The organism is Methylobacterium sp. 88A, assembly GCF_000376345.1.
Lineage (GTDB): Bacteria > Pseudomonadota > Alphaproteobacteria > Rhizobiales > Beijerinckiaceae > Methylobacterium > Methylobacterium bullatum.
On record NZ_AQVT01000001.1, the window covers coordinates 946,601 to 964,316 of the forward strand.

General features: G+C 66.5%; 20 protein-coding genes. 13 read left to right on the forward strand and 7 right to left on the reverse strand.

What is annotated here, in order from left to right; genetic code table 11:
• The first annotated feature begins 69 nt into the window (after positions 1–69).
• The 3 genes from A3OM_RS0104410 to A3OM_RS0104420 all read left to right on the forward strand — a co-directional run bounded on the left by A3OM_RS0104410 (position 70) and on the right by A3OM_RS0104420 (position 3,321).
• Positions 70–912: an NAD(P)-dependent oxidoreductase gene (locus A3OM_RS0104410; RefSeq protein WP_018042516.1), complete on the forward strand. Its 843-nt coding sequence runs from the start codon at positions 70–72 to the stop codon at positions 910–912.
• 378 nt (positions 913–1,290) lie between these two features.
• Positions 1,291–1,584: a hypothetical protein gene (locus A3OM_RS0104415; protein ID WP_018042517.1), complete on the forward strand. Its 294-nt coding sequence runs from the start codon at positions 1,291–1,293 to the stop codon at positions 1,582–1,584.
• A gap of 78 nt (positions 1,585–1,662) precedes the next feature.
• Positions 1,663–3,321 (forward strand): calcineurin-like phosphoesterase family protein, encoded by a 1,659-nt coding sequence (locus A3OM_RS0104420; protein WP_018042518.1) that lies wholly within the window; start codon positions 1,663–1,665, stop codon positions 3,319–3,321.
• A gap of 146 nt (positions 3,322–3,467) precedes the next feature.
• On the opposite strand, the gene A3OM_RS0104425 is transcribed toward A3OM_RS0104420, so the two are convergent.
• Entirely contained in the window at positions 3,468–4,046 is a 579-nt protein-coding gene (locus A3OM_RS0104425) for a type 1 glutamine amidotransferase domain-containing protein (protein WP_018042519.1), read from the reverse strand.
• 197 nt (positions 4,047–4,243) lie between these two features.
• On the opposite strand from A3OM_RS0104425, the gene A3OM_RS0104430 reads away from it, so the two are divergent.
• Positions 4,244–4,465 carry a hypothetical protein gene (locus A3OM_RS0104430; protein ID WP_018042520.1) on the forward strand — a complete coding sequence of 74 codons (222 nt, stop codon included), beginning with the start codon at positions 4,244–4,246 and terminating at the stop codon, positions 4,463–4,465.
• A gap of 8 nt (positions 4,466–4,473) precedes the next feature.
• Here A3OM_RS0104430 and A3OM_RS0104435 read toward each other — a convergent pair whose 3' ends face one another.
• The gene (locus A3OM_RS0104435) at positions 4,474–4,863 is read right to left on the reverse strand and encodes a hypothetical protein (protein WP_018042521.1); all 390 of its coding nucleotides are present in this window, start codon (positions 4,861–4,863) and stop codon (positions 4,474–4,476) included.
• Between the two features lie 325 nt (positions 4,864–5,188).
• Between A3OM_RS0104435 and A3OM_RS0104440 the strand changes: the two genes are divergently transcribed.
• The 3 genes from A3OM_RS0104440 to A3OM_RS0104450 all read left to right on the forward strand — a co-directional run bounded on the left by A3OM_RS0104440 (position 5,189) and on the right by A3OM_RS0104450 (position 7,918).
• Positions 5,189–5,398 (forward strand): cold-shock protein, encoded by a 210-nt coding sequence (locus tag A3OM_RS0104440; RefSeq protein ID WP_026175704.1) that lies wholly within the window; start codon positions 5,189–5,191, stop codon positions 5,396–5,398.
• 202 nt (positions 5,399–5,600) lie between these two features.
• Positions 5,601–5,831, forward strand: a complete 231-nt coding sequence (locus tag A3OM_RS0104445; RefSeq protein WP_018042523.1) for a hypothetical protein — start codon at positions 5,601–5,603, stop codon at positions 5,829–5,831.
• A 392-nt stretch (positions 5,832–6,223) separates the two neighbouring features.
• Positions 6,224–7,918 (forward strand): methyl-accepting chemotaxis protein, encoded by a 1,695-nt coding sequence (locus A3OM_RS0104450; RefSeq protein ID WP_026175705.1) that lies wholly within the window; start codon positions 6,224–6,226, stop codon positions 7,916–7,918.
• A 459-nt stretch (positions 7,919–8,377) separates the two neighbouring features.
• On the opposite strand, the gene A3OM_RS0104460 is transcribed toward A3OM_RS0104450, so the two are convergent.
• A complete protein-coding gene (locus A3OM_RS0104460) occupies positions 8,378–9,205 on the reverse strand; it encodes a 3'(2'),5'-bisphosphate nucleotidase CysQ (RefSeq protein ID WP_018042526.1) in 828 nt (275 codons plus the stop codon).
• Between the two features lie 322 nt (positions 9,206–9,527).
• Here A3OM_RS0104460 and A3OM_RS0104465 point away from each other — a divergent pair, with 322 nt between their 5' ends.
• Complete coding sequence (locus A3OM_RS0104465; RefSeq protein WP_018042527.1) at positions 9,528–10,040, forward strand: DUF6101 family protein; 513 nt, start codon at positions 9,528–9,530, stop codon at positions 10,038–10,040.
• A gap of 13 nt (positions 10,041–10,053) precedes the next feature.
• Here the strand turns inward: A3OM_RS0104465 and ubiA are convergent, their stop codons facing one another.
• Both ubiA and A3OM_RS0104475 read right to left on the reverse strand, forming a co-directional pair.
• The gene (ubiA, locus tag A3OM_RS0104470; RefSeq protein ID WP_018042528.1) at positions 10,054–11,010 is read right to left on the reverse strand and encodes a 4-hydroxybenzoate octaprenyltransferase; all 957 of its coding nucleotides are present in this window, start codon (positions 11,008–11,010) and stop codon (positions 10,054–10,056) included.
• A 38-nt stretch (positions 11,011–11,048) separates the two neighbouring features.
• Entirely contained in the window at positions 11,049–11,522 is a 474-nt protein-coding gene (locus tag A3OM_RS0104475) for a hypothetical protein (RefSeq protein WP_018042529.1), read from the reverse strand.
• 236 nt (positions 11,523–11,758) lie between these two features.
• On the opposite strand from A3OM_RS0104475, the gene A3OM_RS0104480 reads away from it, so the two are divergent.
• The 5 genes from A3OM_RS0104480 (at position 11,759) to A3OM_RS0104500 (ending at position 15,562) form a co-directional block, all read left to right on the forward strand.
• Positions 11,759–12,511 (forward strand): 16S rRNA (uracil(1498)-N(3))-methyltransferase, encoded by a 753-nt coding sequence (locus A3OM_RS0104480; protein ID WP_018042530.1) that lies wholly within the window; start codon positions 11,759–11,761, stop codon positions 12,509–12,511.
• 129 nt (positions 12,512–12,640) lie between these two features.
• Positions 12,641–14,008, forward strand: coding sequence for a glutamate--cysteine ligase (locus A3OM_RS0104485; RefSeq protein WP_018042531.1), 1,368 nt, complete (start codon positions 12,641–12,643; stop codon positions 14,006–14,008).
• A gap of 152 nt (positions 14,009–14,160) precedes the next feature.
• Positions 14,161–14,559, forward strand: coding sequence for a hypothetical protein (locus tag A3OM_RS0104490; protein ID WP_018042532.1), 399 nt, complete (start codon positions 14,161–14,163; stop codon positions 14,557–14,559).
• A gap of 83 nt (positions 14,560–14,642) precedes the next feature.
• Entirely contained in the window at positions 14,643–14,879 is a 237-nt protein-coding gene (locus A3OM_RS0104495; protein WP_018042533.1) for a sulfurtransferase TusA family protein, read from the forward strand.
• A gap of 110 nt (positions 14,880–14,989) precedes the next feature.
• On the forward strand, positions 14,990–15,562 hold the full coding sequence (locus tag A3OM_RS0104500) for an NUDIX hydrolase (protein WP_018042534.1): 573 nt from the start codon (positions 14,990–14,992) through the stop codon (positions 15,560–15,562).
• A 114-nt stretch (positions 15,563–15,676) separates the two neighbouring features.
• Here A3OM_RS0104500 and A3OM_RS0104505 read toward each other — a convergent pair whose 3' ends face one another.
• Together A3OM_RS0104505 and A3OM_RS0104510 are read right to left on the reverse strand one after the other, a co-directional pair.
• On the reverse strand, positions 15,677–16,444 hold the full coding sequence (locus A3OM_RS0104505; RefSeq protein ID WP_018042535.1) for a glyoxalase superfamily protein: 768 nt from the start codon (positions 16,442–16,444) through the stop codon (positions 15,677–15,679).
• A gap of 255 nt (positions 16,445–16,699) precedes the next feature.
• A complete protein-coding gene (locus tag A3OM_RS0104510) occupies positions 16,700–17,683 on the reverse strand; it encodes a LacI family DNA-binding transcriptional regulator (RefSeq protein WP_018042536.1) in 984 nt (327 codons plus the stop codon).
• Between the last annotated feature and the right edge of the window lie 33 nt (positions 17,684–17,716).

Genomic DNA, 17,716 nt, shown 5'->3' on the forward strand with positions numbered 1-17,716 from the left:
GCGACTTGACGACTCACGTCTGACGCGAGTCAGATGCGAGCCGGGTGGGTTCACTCGGAGGAGACGTTCATGGCGACGATCGCTGTCATCGCACCTGGTGCCATGGGCAGTGCGATCGCAGCGCGACTGCACGGAAACGGCGCCCGTATCCTCACCGTTCTGGCCGGTCGAAGCGCCGTTACGATCGCACGCGCCCAGGAATCCGGAATGGAAGGAGTGGAGGAGACGGCCCTCGCCGAGGCCGACCTCATCCTCTCCATCGTCCCGCCAGCGGAGGCGGCGAACCTTGCAATTCGCCTGTCCCCGCTGCTCGCTGCAGCGGTGCGCAAACCGGTCTATGTCGATTGCAACGCTCTCAACGTCGTGACGAAACGTGGCGTCGCCGCCGTGATCGGACAGGCCGGCGCGCCCTTCATCGATGCCGCCATCATCGGAGCGCCGCCCAAATCCGGCGAACGGGGGCCACGGTTCTACGTCTCCGGCGACGATCTCTCGGCGTCCGTGGCGTTGCGCGAAATGGGGCTGGACGTCCGACCCGTAGAGGGCGGCGTCGGCGCGGCGTCGGCGCTCAAAATGTCCTATGCCGGCATCAACAAGGGGCTGACGGCGCTCGCCGCCGTCATGGTACTCGCGGCAGGCCGTGCCGGAGCGGCCAATGCGCTGCATGCCGAACTCGCCGAAAGCGAGCCGGAACTGCTCGCGCGGTTCTCCCGCGTCCTGCCCGACATGGTGCCGAAGGCTTATCGCTGGGTCGCGGAGATGGACGAGATCGCGAGTTTTCTCGAGAACGACGATGGCGGCCGACTGATGTTCGACGGCGCGGGGCGCGTCTATGAACGGCTCTCCGCCGAGTGCGACGGGGACGAGGTCGGGCAGTTGAAGACCTTCGCCGCTGCGGCGGAAAGGCCCTGATGCAGCCGGGTTGGTTGCCGGCTCAAGTCAGGATGTCTACATCCACCATCCCCGCAGCCGATGCGTCCGATGGTTTCGCGAACCCTCTCGGACTGGCGCGGTTGCAGGGCTTGTCGTGACGGGGCGGTGCGGACCAGTTCTCTGCGTCGATCCTGTGAGGCCTCGTGGGCCGGGTCGCGGCAAGTGTGTCACGGGCGCGGGGAACAGGAACCGTCGCCGTGGCTGATGGCCCACGCTCATCGTAGTAGCGGATGGGTCGCGCCATTTCAGGACAGGCTCCGGGCCGGCCAGCGGCCAAATGGTTTACCGACTTCTCGCACAAGTGAGACGGGCCGGGGAACCGGTCGCGTTCCTCCGCGTAGTCTCGGGCTTTCCAGCATGCGACGCCTTCTCACCGGTGGCATCAAGGCAATCGTCGCCATTGCCGCGCTTTCCACCGCCGCCCATTGGGCCATGCGCGTGCAGCGCGCGCCCACCGCCGTGCCGGCCCCCGTCGCAGCGGTGAAGGATCCGGTCGCCACCGGTTCGATCCTCACGCGCAGCGCGCAATCCCCAACTCGCGAACGACTTGCGGACGTGACACGCGGTCTCGACCAGAAACACCTCGGCGAATTGTTTTCGGGCGCCACTGGCGACAAGCCAAAGGTCGAGAAGGCCGCAGCCAGGCACTGAGGGCGGACGCGACTATCGTCACGCCATGGTCAAGAGGGCGTGGTTCGGTGCGGCCGACCCGTCGCAACAGGCTGCCGCATGATTGACCGTCCCGCTCTCACCCGCCGCGAAACCCTGGCAGGTGCCGCCGTCCTCGCCCTGGCGCCTTCGGCGGCGCGGTCGTCGGAGCGCGCGACGGGTTCCGTCTATGAAGTGGTTCCGGGGGGGCGGGCAGGCATCCCGGATGTGGCCGTCTCGAACGGTCGCGACGTGGTCCGCACCGACGGCCAGGGCCGCTACGCGCTCGACGTCTCGGACGGCGATATCGTCTTCGTGGTGAAGCCCGCCGGCTTCGCGCTGCCGCGCGACGAGAACAACATTCCGCGCTTCAGCTACATCCATCAGCCGCAGGGCACGCCGTCCGATCTAAGCCTGCGCTATCGCGGCATCGACCCGACCGGACCGCTTCCCGCCTCCATCGACTTCGCGCTGACCCGCGAACCGGAGCCGGACGCGTTCGACGTGATCCTGTTCACCGATCCGCAGCCGGAAAGCCCAGTGGAGCTCAGCCATGTCCGCGATACGGCGGTGACGCGGGTCCTCGGCACGAAGGCCGCCTTCGGCATGACCACGGGCGACATCCTGTTCGACGATCTGTCGTTCTACGGCCGCTCCAACCGCATCATGGGGCGCATTGGGATCCCCTGGTTCCATATCGGCGGCAACCACGATCTCAACTTCGAGGCGCCTGACGCCCGCTACAGCCGCGAGACCTACAAGCGGGTCTACGGCGCGCCCTACTATGCCTTCCACCACGGCAAGGCCCTCTTCCTGATGCTCGACACCGTGCATTACCTGGGCGCCGCGTCGGGCAAGGGCGACGGTGTCGGCCGCTACGAGGGGCGCATCGGCGAGCGGCAGATGACCTTCATCGCCAACATGCTGTCGATGACGCCGAAGGAGACCCTCGTCGTCATCGCGATGCATATCCCGCTGGTCACCGATCTCGACCCGGCCGATCCGCGCCAGAACGTGATGGACCGCGAGCGCCTGCTCGACCTCCTGGGTGACCGACCCGTGCTCAGCCTCGCCGGCCATACCCACACGACGGAGCATCATTACCCCCGCGCGGGCGCAAGCGGGAGCCACCACCACCACGTCCTCACCGCCGTGTCCGGATCGTGGTGGAGCGGCCCCTCCGCGCGCACCGGCATTCCCTCGGCCGACAGCCGCGACGGGACACCCAACGGTTTCCACGTCCTGTCCATCGACGGCGCCGACTACACCACTCGCTACCAACCGGCCCAGGGCGAACCGGAAGAGAGAATGAGAATCGTGCTGGAGAGCCAGTATCGTGGAGGGGCCGGTGAGGTCCTGCGCGATTACCGGCCGATGCAGACCCTGCGCTCGCCTGTGCCGCGGGAGAGCGTCGGGGCGACCAATCTGGTGGTGAACGTCTTCGACGGCGGTCCGCGCACCAGCGTCCGGTACCGCATCGACGACGGTCCCGCCGTCGAGATGGTGCGCACGCGGCGGCCCGACCCGTTCGTCGCCGAAATCTTCCTCCGCTATCCCGAGGCGAAGAAGCCGTGGGTGAAGGCCGAGCCGTCGAGCCACATCTGGGTCGCGCGCCTCGGCGGCCACATCCAGGCCGGCAGCCATCGCATCAGCGTCGAGGTCCGGGACGAGTACGGGCGCCCGTTCTCGTCCGCCATGGTCCTCGAAGTCACCGGCGAGGACGGCCCCTCGCGGGGCTGAGAGGGACGCCGGCCGGTCAGGGCCTAGAGCAGCGCCCGACCACGTTGGGTCGGGGCACATCTCTAGGCCTTTGTTGTGCCGCGCTCTTTTTCGCCGAACCGGCATCCACTTCGGCGGAGAGCGCTCTAGCGTCCCGAGGCCCAGTGTCAGGCGGCCAAGCGGCGAGCGCCGTGGTTGCCCTCCTCGATCTCCTCGATGATCTTGGCGCAGAAAGCGTCGAGATCGCCGGGATTACGGCTCGTGACGATGCCCTTGTCGGTCACCACCGCCTCGTCCCGCCATTGGCCGCCGGCATTGATGACATCCGTCCTGATCGACGAGAACGACGTCAGGTTCAGCCCCTTCACGACCCCCACCTCGATCAGCAGCCACGGCGCGTGGCAGATCGCGGCCACCACTTTTCCGGAGACGAGGAACGTCTTGATCACGTCGAGGGCCTTCGGCTCGAGCCGGAGCTTGTCCGGGTTGATCTGGCCGCCCGGCAGCACGAGGGCGTCGTAATCCGCCGGGTCGATGTCTTCCAGATCCTTGTCCACCGCGACGTTCTTGCCCCAATCCGTCTTGTCCCAGGCGCGAATGGATTCGCGCGATTCGCGCGATTTCGGCGAGGCGACGACGACGCTCGCCCCGGCGCTCTTGAGGGTCTGCAGCGGGACCGTGAGCTCGGTTTCCTCGAAACCGTCGGTGGCGAGAATGAGAACTTTCGACTGCTTGATGTCGGACATGATTGATCTCCGCACGTGTCACGAATGATGGCGGAAGAACTGGTAGCCGATATGGCGGGTTCCTGGTTCCGGGGAGATGCAATGCAGCCTCGGTGGCAGTGCAACGCTCGAATCCGCATCGGGCTGGAACTGGCGACTGCCGGGGTGGGTTTCTCCGGCACACCGACCGATCCACCTCAAAGCGAAGGAGACGCTGCATGGCCAATCCAGGCCTACCGATCCCCGAGCCGCTCCCGGGGGGAATTCCCGGCGACCTGCCGCCCCCGCCGCTGCCGCCGGACGAGGCTCCGGATATCGGACCGACCGGTCCGCGGACCCCCTATCCCGTCGACGATCCCGGCATCGACGAGCCGGCGGGGCCGGGCTCCGAGCCCGATTATCTGCCCGGCGGTCCGACGGACCCGGGCGTGCGGATGTAACCGTTCCGTCAGTGATCCCCATGCGATGCGCGTACATCGCGGGGGGCGTTGAGGATTTCGGAGAGGCTCGTCGCGACGTGACGGGCCTCTTCGTCCGTCAGGCGCAGCTGGAACGGCGGCAGCGGCCCCGCCTGGAGGGCCACGACGGCCTGACCCTTCTCGTCGGTTCCCACCTCGATGGCGGAGGAGGTGACTTCCAGCATGGCGATGTCCTCGTCGGCGAGGTCGTCCGGCGGATCGACCTCGTCCGGCTCGTCGATCGCGGTCAGCAGATGCCCGACCGCGCGCACGAGGGCACGGGCCGCACGGGCATCCATGACGACGGCCGTGGCCTGATCGTCCTTCTGGAACGAGAGCTGGATGTTCGCGCCTTCGAGGGAAACCGAGATGCCCGCCATGAACCGCCTGATTGCGTCGCCTAACTGCCTGGAGCCGAACTCATATATGCACGTCGCGGACCGAAAAACACGGGGTTCGCCACGGGGCTCGCATCGTGCGGCATGAGAGGGCGGTGCGTCGATCCGACAGGCAAGATCCAGCCGGATGCCTTGTTGCCGCCGCACAATGCGCCTACATGGATCTCAGCGGGCGTCAGTGAGCCGAACACAACGTGCCTCGCACGTCTCACGACCTGCTGATCCCGTCAAATGTAAAAGAGGACCGGCGCCGGGTGTCTCGAGCAGATACGCGTGTTTGGTCAACGAACGATACGAGGTTCTATTCGTGAATACCGGCACTGTTAAGTGGTTCAACGAAACCAAAGGCTACGGCTTCATTCAGCCCGATGACGGCGGCAAGGACGTGTTCGTTCACATCTCCGCCGTCGAGCGCGCGGGAATGCGCAATCTCATTGAAGGTCAGAAGGTCTCCTACGAGATCCAGACCGACAAGCGCAGCGGCAAGGATTCGGCTGGCAACCTCCAGGCGGCCTGACGCACCCGGCGCCAGCCCTCGGGGCTGGCGTCACCACCGGCGCCAAGCGCCGGCTTCGCCGGCATCCCGACGCGCTCCTCTGGGGAGACGAGCTCGTTTCAGGGATGACCCATCCGCAACCCCAAAATCCTTTGACTTACGGAACGAGAGGCAAAGCTCGTCGTTTCGCACACCAAGAAAATCTGAAAGATCACAAGAAAACATGTTGTTCGAATATACCCGACGCCGCGGCGTCCGTTCGCCGATCACCGATGCGGCGACCTTCAAGGTGGGAAAGCTGAAGCAGACGACGTCGCGTGAAGCGCAGGACATCGATCTCAGCCACCTCATCGACACCTCTTACAATTATCACTCGCCCCGTGAATTGCGCTGGCATCTGGCCGAGCGGCTGGGCGTGGCTCCCGACGTGGTCGCGGTTCGCGAACACGCCTGATCGGGACCTTTCCGCGCCGGGGATAGTCTCCTCGCGCTCGATGACGTTTCACGCCGAGTTCCTCACCGAGCTCGGCGTTCGCATGTCCACAGTCTGCCTGCCGCAATGAGGCCGATCGTTCAGGCGATGGGCGGGAGTGCGAATCCTCGATCATGCCCTGCTGTCACCCCATGCCCTGCTGTCACTCGAAGTCGCCGGACGGCCAGGACGAAACCTGAGCGGCCCGCGGCACTTTTTGGAAGTGCGAGGCTCAAAGGCGCATTGCCTCTACTTTCAATCACGCGAATATGATGCATGTTACTGTGTAATAGCGTCTTAATGCATGCATCCTAAGGTGAGCTTACACCACCGATTTCGTGCATCGCGCTCCTGAACCAGCACTAGGCAACTCCATGATCAGACATCTCCGCCTGAGCTCAAAAGTGCTCATTGGATACACAGCACTTTTCGGACTGATGGTTGCCCTGACAGGTTATGGTATAAGTCAAGTCGCTCTGATCGACCGAAATTTATCGACCATCAATACCGTCAACTCGGTCAAACAGCGATACGCGATCAATTTCAGAGGCAGCGTACATGATCGTGCGATCAGTCTCCGCGACTTTACTCTGGTCAATGACCAAGCCGGACGGGCTGAGGTTCTCTCCGACATCGCCCGTCTCAATCGTGCCTATGCCGACTCGGCCGAGAAGATGGATTGGATGTTCTCGCAAACCGGCCTAGCATCGGACGACGAGCGCGCCATTCTGGCCAGCATCAAGGAAACCGAAGCCCGGACGCTGCCCCTAATGAAGCGTGTCATCGACGATCAGCAGGAAGGCCGTTACGAGCGCGCCCGGAGCACCCTGATGCTGGAGGCGCGTCGTGCCTTCGTGGAGTGGCTCGGACGTATCAACCAGTTCATCGACCTGCAGGAAGCGCGCAATCAGTCCATTGGAGACAACGTGCGCACCGTTTCACAGACCTTCATGATGCTGATGATCGGCCTCTGCAGCATCGCCTGCATCATCGGTCTCGGTTTTGCTTCTTGGACATACCGTGCCATCCGTCCCCTTCGACCTCTGACCCAGAGTATGCTGGATCTGGCGGGTGGCAACCTGAACATCGATGTCCCACAGACGGATCAGCGTGATGAGGTGGGCGATATTACCCGCGCCGTTCAGACGTTCAAGGACAATGCTGTAGCCGCCGATTGCTTGCAGAAGCAGCAGCAGGACGATCAGAATCGAAAGATGCGTCAGGCCGAGCAGATCGACGCGGCGACCCGAGCGTTCGAGACCGCCGTCGATGGTATCGTTCGCCACGTGGCTGCGGCGTCCGGTGAACTGCAGACCACTGCGCAAGCCATGGCAGGCACGGCCGGCCGAACGGCGACGCAATCGGCGTCGGTTGCCGCCGCCGCCCGCGACGCGGGAGCGAACGTAACAACCGTGGCCGCCGCCACCGAGGAAATGGGCGTCAGTGTCCTGGAGATCAGTCGCCAGATCGAGGAAGCGGCGCGTCTCGCACGGTCGGCGGTCGAAGAGACGCTGAGCACAGCACAAGTTGTGAGCGCGTTGAGCGGCGCCGCGAACGAGATCGGCGACATCGTCGCGGTCATCGCGCAGATCGCCGGCCAGACCAATCTGCTGGCGCTCAATGCCACGATTGAGGCGGCACGGGCCGGTGAAGCGGGACGCGGCTTCTCCGTGGTTGCGACCGAGGTCAAAGAACTCGCGAATCAGACGGCGCAGGCGACCTCGAACATCAACGGCCAGATCGCGACGATCCAGCGTGCGACCCACCAAGTGGTCGGCGCCGTCGAGACCATCAATGCCCGAATCACTGAACTCGATGGCGTCACTGCCACCGTGGCCGCGGCCATTGAGGAGCAGGGTGCGACGACCCAGGAAATTGTCCGCAACGTGACGCAGGCGGCGACTCGCACCCACGAAGTGACCCAACATGTCAGTGGGGTCGCCGGTTCGGCGGAACAGACCGGGCGCGCTGCCGATGAGGTCCTTCATTCGGCAGCCACTCTCGATGAACAGTCAAGGCGTCTGGCATATGAGATCGGCCAGTTCATCGATGCCGTTCGGGCTGCCTGATCCACCCTCCGGGAGGGTCCTCACCGTGGCGGGTCCGGGAAATCGAACCGAAGACGTTCAAGCTCTTTCATCCGAGCTCGAAGGATGAGGTCGCGCGCCGTGCGTTCGGCGGACGCTACCTGCGGGGCGACAAAGACAATCCCTTCGTTCTGGCCATCGGCAGAGGGGAGGCCGAAATCGGTGTCTGCGTCATGGCCAAGGTAAGGGGTCGCGTGGCGAACGACCCCGAGCACAGCATCCCGTTCTTCTACGCGGGCATTCCCCCCGTCGTCGCGTCCGGTCGCGGGGCCATGCTGATCTGACCGGGCTTTGCCTCCGGGTGCGTCCGCGGGTGCATCCGGAACACAGCCTGAGCGGAGATGCCATCGTGATCGCCGGCGTCTTCCTCCACAGGGGCTGCAGTCCCGTGGTGAGGCTCGGCCTTTGGCCGAGCCTGCATCCCCGTTGGCGAAGGCCGCCCTAGCCCCGCGTCAGAGCCGCGACGACATCGTCGCGCAAGCCGTCCGACATCGCGATCAGCGCGCCGTGGACGGGGTCCGGGCGGTTGTAGGTCGTGCGGGTTCCCTTCAGGTCGCTCACCGATCCGCCGGCTTCGCGAAGGAGCAAATCCGCCCCGGCAAGATCCCAGTCGCGCGCATCGGACGAGACCAGGCCGACATCGATCGATCCCTCGGCGACCCGCGCCACCCGCAAGGCGAGGGACGGCACCCGAGGGACGATCTGGACATCGAGGGCCTCGCCGTTCGTCGATCCGCCACGCGCGAGCTTGTCGATCATCGGCTTCGGTCCGGTCACCTTCGCCCCCGTGAGGCCGGTCTGGGTCGAAACGGACAGCGGCACGCCGTTGCAGGTCGCCCCGCCCCCCGCCACGGCCTCGTAGAACCGGTCGGTCACCGGTGCGTGGACGAAGCCGAGGATCGGTTGTCCGCCCGCCAGCAGCGCCACCGAGATCGACCAGTCCTGATGGCCGGTGAGGAAGGCCCGTGTCCCGTCGATGGGATCGACGATCCAGACGAGGTCCGAGCCGAGCCGGATGGCATCGTCGCTGGTCTCCTCCGACAGCCAAGCCGCCTCGGGCAGCAGCGCGCTGAGACGGATCTTCAGAAACGTATCCACCGCGACGTCGGCTTCCGTCACCGGCGACCCGCCGGCTTTCGACCATGTCCGCGCGGTCGTCTGCGCCCCCGACCTGAAGAAGGGGAGGGCCAGGGACGCCGCCTCACGGATCGCCTCCCTCAGGGCGGGAAGCAGCGCCTGGGCGGCTTTGGGCGACATCGTGTCGGACATGCGTCTCCGGATCGTCGGGGTTCTATCGGTGGCGGTGGCGAATCCGTCTTCCACGCGCAGGGCGGTGCAAGGGACCCTTTTCTTTGTAGGGTGAGCCCGCGATGCCCACAAGGATCGCGCGCGGGCGATGCCCCCGGATCCTGACGAATGCGGCAAGGAAGTGTTGAGCATTCCGAACGCTTCCCGCCCATCCACCATCGCTTAACTCTGGCTATTAAGCTGGTGTGATGAGGTTAGACGTGATTCTGCTTGTCATAAGAGGCGGCCCTCAAGAGGCCGACCACACCAACAGGGCGTCGATCCGATGAACACTTTCTCAAACATGAATCAGACCGAGACAACTGTCTGCACCGCTGCGGATGCCTGCCTCCAGGACGGTGTCACGCTGCCCACCACGACGTTTTCCCCCTCGTCGCTTCCGATCACCGGCCGCATCGGTGGCGGTACCGAAGCCGTCGGCGTCGCCCTCGCTTTCGCCTCCGAGGACAGCGATGCGTGCGACGAAGACCGTTTCGCCCTTCTTCTGGTGGATGGCGCCGGCACCACGCTCGGCCGCCTCGGCCCTTACGGTGACGAGGACGTCGTGGCGGTCTGGCGCGATTGCTCGGCCCGCACGGGCCTGCCGCGGATGATCGTAAGGGAGGACGGCACCCTCGCCGTCGTGTCGCGGCAGCTCGGCCGGGTCGCCCTCGGCACCACGCGCACCCGCCGCCGCCACGGCCTGCTCAACGGCCGGCGCCCGCGCTTCCTCGTCCGCCGCAAGACCGGCGTGCTGCCGGTGCGTCCGCTGATCTATCGCGGCGAGAATGAGATCGTCGGCGGCGCCCTGTCCTGAGGCCGGATCTGGCTCAGGACAGCCCCTGCCAGACGGCATCCGCCGCCAGTCCGGCAAAGAGGATCAGCCCGGCATCGCGGTTCGAGCGGAAGAGCCTGAGCGCCCCGCGCCCGTCGCCGGGTTTTAGACGGACGACCTGCCATCCGAGATGGAGAGCGAAGAGGGTGACGCCGAGGGCGCCCACGGGGCCGGCCCCCGCCAGGGTCGATGCGGCGGCGATGGAAGCGACCGAAACCGCATAGCAGAGGCCGATGGCCGGCCTCAAACAGCGTCCGAACAAGCGGGCCGAGGAGCGGATGCCGGCGATCTCGTCGTCCTCGATATCCTGCACCGCGTAGATCGTGTCGTAGCCGACGACCCACGCCACCGTGCCGGCATAGAGCAGCAGCGCCGGGGCGCCGAGATCGCCGAAGACGGCGACCCACCCCATCAGCGCGCCCCACGAAAAGGCGAGGCCCAGCACTGCCTGGGGCATCGACATCACCCGTTTCATGAACGGATAGATCGCCACCGGCACGAGCGACGCCATGCCGACGAGAATGGCGGTACGGTTGAACTGCAACAGCACCGCCAGCCCCGCCAGCGCCTGCAGTACCAGGAAGATCGCGGCGGAGCGTGTCCGCACCTGCCCGGAGGGGAGGGGGCGCGAGCGCGTGCGCTCCACCTGAGCGTCGAGGTCGCGGTCGGCGATGTCGTTGTAGGTCGACCCCGCCCCCCTCATGGCGATGGCGCCGATGAGGAACAGGACGAGATGGGCCGGGTCCGGAAACGGCTTGTGGCCGGCGAGCGCCGCGAGGGCGGCCGACCACCAGCACGGCAGCAACAGCAGCCACCATCCGATGGGACGGTCGATCCGCGCCAGCCTGAGATAGGGGCGCAGGCCGCGCGGGGCGAGGCGATCGACCCAGTGCCCGGCGACCGCATCCGCGACCCTGCCATCCGCACCGGGCCGGGAGGTCACGCCCGCCATGCTGAAACGAGGCCGTGACGCGGCGACTCAGCCAAGGCTCAAAGCGCGCCCTGCGGCATCTTCAGGCTGCCGGTGAGGCCGGGGCCGCCGAGCATGCCGCCACCGCCACCGCCGCCGCCGTTCTGGGCCTGCGCCCGTGCCTGGGCTTCCATCTTCGCGGCCTGGGCGGCGACGCCACAAATCTTGGTGCGGATACCAGCGACCTTCAGATGGTCGGCCTTGAAGCCTTCGGCGAAGGAATCGGGAATCGAGCACCATTCCTTGTTGGCGGCGATCCACTTGACGCCCTCGTTGCCGTTGGCCTGCAGCTTGCCGAACAGGGCGCAGGCCTCGGCCGGGGTCATCTTCTTCTTCGAGTTCGAGGCGGCATTCGCCTTGGCCACGAGATCCTTGCGCGACTGAAGCGTCTTTTGGATGTCGCCGCATTCCGCGTTCTGCGCGAAAGCAGGGCCGGCGAGGAGGGCGGAACCCAGCAGGGCTCCGGCGACCGCCGCGATGGTCTTCGATGACATTAGCTAGGCTTCCCTCTCCCCCAATCCCCACCGGTGCCCGATTCGTGGCCGCCGGAGCGATTGCCTATCCTGCAAGACGTCTCGCCATAGGAATGTGGCGTCTTTCGAGACGTAAACGGGCGGTAATACATGCGCTTGGGGAAACGCGACATAATCCGACGCTGTTGCGCTTCCGCATCACCCCGGCCTCCCTCACGCGTTGACAGGTGTGGTGCCGCGAGCGACCACCCCGGTCCATGGCACATTACGACTTCACCGCCCCGCGCCTCTTCGTCGAGCCGGACCTCCGCGAAGGGACGGTTCTCCCGCTGGAACGCGCGCAGGCGAACTACCTGCTGAACGTCCTGCGACGCGGCCCGGACGATCCGGTGCTCGTCTTCAACGGGCGCGACGGCGAGTGGCGCACCCGCATCGCCCAGAACGGCCGCAAGAGCGCGGAACTGATCGTCGTCGAGCGTCTGCGCCCGCAGCCCGGTCGGGCCGACCTGCACTACCTCTTCGCGCCGTTGAAGACCGCGAGGCTGGATTACCTGGCCCAGAAGGCGGTGGAGATGGGCGCCGGCACCATCCGCCCCGTTTTCACCCGCTACACCCAGGGCGAGCGGATCAACCTGGATCGCCTGCGCGCCAACGCCATCGAGGCGGCCGAGCAATGCGGCATCCTGGCGATTCCCGATCTCCCCGAGGCGGTCCGGCTTCCCGTCGCCCTGGCGGAGCTCGACCCTGCCCGCCTCCTCGTCTTCTGCGACGAAGACGCCCCCGTCGCCGATCCGGTGGCGGCCCTGCGCGAGGCGGCGGACCCGGCGGCGCCACCGCCGCTGGCCGTGCTGATCGGGCCCGAAGGCGGCTTCTCGCCGGAGGAGAGGGACATGATCGCCGCCCGGCCGAACACCGTGGCGCTGTCCCTCGGACCACGCATCCTGCGCGCGGACACCGCCGCCGTGGTGGCGCTGGCTCTGGTGCAGTCTGTGCTCGGCGACACACGCTGAGCGGGCCTCCTTTGGCCTACGTTGTTCCTGCCTCGCCGCTGGACTAAGGAGTCGCCATCTCTCAGGAGGCTCCTCCGCTGCGGTCCGGCGCGCCTCTCACCACAAACGACCTTCACCACGAGGCAGCGCATGGCGCGCGATACGTCCGACACCACACCGCTGACGAAGCGGGACGAACTGATCGCGTGGTTCGCCGAGGGCGAGAAACCGCGCGAGCGCTTCGCCGTCGGTACCGAGCACGAGAAGGTCCCGTTCTACCGGGACGGCAACTCGCCCGTCCCCTACGAGGGCGAGACCGGCATCCGCGCCCTGCTCGAAGGCGTCGCGCGCGAGACCGGCTGGGAGGCGATCGAGGATGCGGGCCACCTGATCGGCCTCGCCGGCGCGGATGGCGGTGCGATCTCCCTCGAGCCCGGCGGGCAGTTCGAACTCTCCGGCGCGCCGCTTCCGGACGTCCACGCCACCGAGCGTGAGCTGCGCATCCATCTCGAAGCCACCGCTCGGGCGGCCGATCCCCTCGGCATCGGCTTCCTCGACCTCGGCATGAGCCCGAAATGGACGCGTGAGGGCACGCCGGTCATGCCCAAGAGCCGCTACAAGATCATGGCCGGCTACATGCCCAAGGTCGGCTCCCTCGGCCTCGACATGATGCTGCGCACCGCCACGGTGCAGGTGAATCTCGACTTCTCCTCCGAGGCCGACATGGCGGCCAAGATGCGCGTCGCCCTGGCGCTGCAGCCGGTGGCGACGGCTCTGTTCGCCAATTCTCCCTTCACCGATGGCCGCCCCAACGGCTTCCTCTCCCGCCGCTCGGAGATCTGGCGCGACACCGACGCCGACCGGACCGGCATGCTGCCGCGCGCCTTCGAGGCCGGGTTCGGCTACGAGGCCTATGTCGACTGGCTGCTCGACATGCCGATGTATTTCGTCAAGCGCGGCGAGACCTATCACGACGTCAGCGGCGCCTCGTTCCGCGACCTCATGGATGGGCGCCTCGCGGCCCTTCCCGGCGAGCGGGCCACGATGTCCGACTGGGCCAACCACGCCTCCACCGCTTTCCCCGAGGTCAGGCTGAAGCGCTACATCGAGATGCGCGGCTCGGATGTGGGCGGCGCGGACATGATCGTCGCGCAGGCGGCCTTCTGGGTCGGCCTTCTCTACGACGAGGCCGGGCTCGCGGCGGCCTGGGACATCGCCAAGGCCTGGAGCGCCTCCGAGCGGGAATGCCTGCGCGCCATGGTCCCGCGCCTCGGCCTCGCCACGCCGATCGCGGGCCGCAGTCTCGGAACCGTGGCGGCGGAAGCCTTGGCCATCGCCCGCAAGGGCCTCGAGGCGCGCGGGCGCCGCGATGAGCAGGGGCGCGACGAGACACATCATTTGCAACCTTTGGAAGCCATCGTCGCCAGCGGTCGTTCGCGGGCGGAGGACAGGCTCGCCGATTACGAAGGTCCGTGGCGCCGCTCCGTGGAGCCGGCCTTCACCGAATGCGTGTTCTGAAGAGACGGCATTGACCATGAAACCACGTCTTCTGGTCACGACAATTGTGTCGGAGCACACGTCCGGCCGATAGTGCCTCGTCTGTTCCGGAACGGTTCATCGGAGATGGTGTTTTTACGGATCAGGTTCACTCGTAATTGGAGATCGCACGCATGTCGCGCATCATGTCCCTGGTCCTTGCCGGTTCGACCGCCGTCGGTCTGGCGGCAGCTCCTCTCTCCGGCGCACAGGCCGCCCCGATGCCCGCGCTGACCTCGGCGCAGGTCGCCGGCAGCGGTTCGGCCGTGGAGACCGTGCGTTACGGCCGCTATTACGGCGGCGGCTACGGCTACCGTCGCGGCTATTACGGCGGCGGCTATCGCCGTGGACCCGGCATTGGCGGAGCCCTCGCGGCGGGTGCCGCCCTGGGTATCATCGGCGGCGCCATCGCGGCGAGCCAGGCTCCCCGCTACGGCTATTATAACGGCGGCTACGGGTATGCCCCGGCCTATGGCTACGCGCCCGCCTATGGCTACGCCCCGGCCTACGGCTATCCGGCCTACGGCTACTGACATCATCCACCGAGCCTCGTCTTCGGCTCACGCCCCGCTCCAGGCTCCGGCCTCGGGCGGGGTTTTCGTATCGCGGGGCTGATATGACCGACGCGCCGCCCGTCCTCGATCTCAGCGGCCTGAAATGCCCCCTGCCGGTGCTGCGCACCCGCAAGGCCCTACGCGGCCTGGAACCGGGGGCGCAGTTGACCATCCTCTGCACCGATCCGGTCTCGGTGATCGACATCCCCCATCTCGTTACCCAGGAGGGCGATCGTCTCGTCGGTCAGGGCCGGGACGACGGCATCTTCAGCTTCACCATCGAGAAGGGCGGAGCCTGAAAACTCGTTCATTCCGCACCGTCTTCGCCTCATTGATGCGGCAACTGGCGGTTAGGTGATCCCGAAGAAGGCCGCGCGACCGCCCGCGGCCGGAAGACGGGAACGAATCGATGGCGCCGGTGATCCGTGGCACCCGCATCCTGCACGATGGCTGGAGCCGTTTTCTCGTGGCCGAGGTCACGATGCCGGACGGCACGCGCCTGACCCGCGAGATCGAGGATCACGGCCGCGCGGTCGGAGTGCTGCCCTACGATCCCGAGCGCCGCGTGGCCCTGCTGGTGGAGCAGTTCCGGCCACCCACCTTCTTTGCCGCCGGCACCCTGTCGCTCCTCGAAGTCCCGGCCGGGCTTCTCGACGAATCCGAGCCCGAGGACGGTGCCCGCCGCGAGGCCTTCGAGGAGACCGGCGTCCGCCTCGGCACCCTGGAACGCCTGACGACCGGCTGGTCCATGCCCGGCATCTCCACCGAACAGATGGACCTCTTCCTCGGCGCCTATACCGCCGCCGACCGCTCCGGCCCCGGGGGCGGGCTCGCCGAAGAGCACGAGACCATCACCGTCCACGAGATGCCCCTCGCCACCCTCGCCGCCATGAGCGACCGGGGCGAGATCACCGACATGAAGACCCTGGTGTTGCTTTTCGCGCTGCGGCTGCGCCGGCCGGAGTTGTTTGCGGGGGCATAGGGATGCGTTTGTGAGGGGGGGAACGGTCTTCATCCATCCGGCTCGCATGGTCGACGTGACTTTCGTCGCCCATGCGAACCATACTTCGGGACTGCGCTAGCTACGAGGCTGTGATTACAAAGCGATCGCCGGGAGGTTGATCACATCAGAGAACTGCAGGTTCGTCGGAGTGAGCCATGCAGGGGCTCTCCGGTGTTGCACCGGCGGCGACGACGTAAGCTGCGCTTCGGCGAGTGCCTCTTTGACCTCGAAGTCGGCTGCCCAGAGTGCTCCCTTGCCTTTCAGGAAAAAGCCGTAGTGGAGAGAGATTGCATCGGCGGGAACGTCCAGAACAATCTTCCGGCCGATCCAGGACATGGTGCCGAACAACCAGCCCTCCGAGGCGTCCTTAAGGTTGTCGAAGCTGAGGGTATGTCCCGGCATGCCGTCCACCCTGGCCCAGAGTGTCGCCCCATGGCTCACATCCTGGCAGCGTAGGTTGCCGCTGATCTCCACCCGCTTGCCATGGAACGGCACGGCCGAGATGGTCTGCGTGTAGCATCCGAAGGCGCGAGAATGCTCGGGATAACGGCGTGGCCCAAGCAAGGGATCGAGACGGATCACCGCCGTTCCGCCGCCAGGGGCGATAGGATCGTCGTCGGCCCCGTGATCATACACATCCGGGTGCTCGGAAAGGAATACCCATCCCTTTAACTGAGAAGCCCGCCGCTGCGCGGTAGCTTCATACCGCTTGGCTCGGGCAGACAGGACATTCCAGTCCTTGAGGCCAAACTGGCGAGCAACGATGTCGAGACATTCGCCGTGGGAGAGGGTGACGTTCTTGGCGCGCAATGCGCCCTCCATAGCTCGGGCCATGGACTTTGCATCGTCAACAGTGGGCATGCTGATCCCCGTACCGGATCGACCACGCTGTCAGTGCTCGCCTTGCCGACCGGCCGACCCTGGTTGAGGGATCGCGACCTTATCCTTCGATGCATTCACCGTACCCAGGGGCGCGAGCGGCAGGCTGCATCAGCCCGTCTGCAAGAGATCATCGGGCGACAGCATCGTCAAGCTCGATCCATCGTCGACCTTTAGGTCGACGGCACCCGATCGAACCAGAGTTGATTGCACACCAACGGGCAACCCGCCGCTCTCTCACCCCCGCTGCGAAGACCCCCGCACCACCAGCCGTCCGCTCAGGGTGACCTTGCGGATCGGCTGGTCCGGCGCTTTCAGGCGGTCGAACAGGAGCGACATGGCCTGGGCGCCGATCTCGGCGACGGGTTGCTCGATCACCGTGAGGCCGGGTTCGACGAGGTCGGTCCAGGAATCGTTGTCGAACCCGGCAAGGCCGAGATCGTCCGGCACGCCGAGGCCCGCCGCACGGGCGGCACGCACCGCGCCCATCAGCATCAGCCCGTTGGAGAGGATCAGCGCGTCGGGCGGCGTCGCTTCCGAGAGCCAGCGGCCGACGCAGAGTTCGGAAGCGGCGGCGTTGGGTGGCGCCGAGCGCATGTCGGGCACGAGGCCCGCGCGCCGGATCGCCGTCTCGTAGCCGGCCCGGCGTTCCCGGGCGGTGGACGAGGTGGAGCCGAACAGGCCGCCGATCCGCCGGTAGCCGCACCCGATCAGATGGTCCACGAGGAGGGCGGCGGCGGCTTCGTTGTCGAGGACGACGCTGTCATGGGCGCCGGGCGGTCCGGTCCTGTCGATGAAGACGACGGGGACGTCGAGGTCGCGGGCGGCGAGCCTGTCCGCCGTGATCCGCGTGGGCGCGAAGATCACGCCGGTGACGCGCTCCTCCTCCATCAGCCGGAGATACATCGCCTCGCGGTCGGGATCCTCGTCGGTGTTGCACAGGATCAGCCGCATGCCGGCCGCATAGGCCGCATCCTCCACGGCCCGGCTCACCGCCGTGAAGAACGGGTTGCGGATGTCGGCGACGATCAGCCCGATGGTCCGGGTCGCTTGCGAGCGCAGGCGCCGCGCCGACAGGTTCGGGCGGTAGCCGGTGAGGCGCACGGCCTCCTCCACCTGACGCTTCAAGGCATCGCTGACCGGGCCGCGCCCGAGGGCGCGCGAGACCGTCGCGGTGGAGACCCCGGCGGCGCGGGCGACGTCGCGGATGCCGATCGTCATGGTGACGGCCTCAGGCGGGAGGAAACGTTTTCA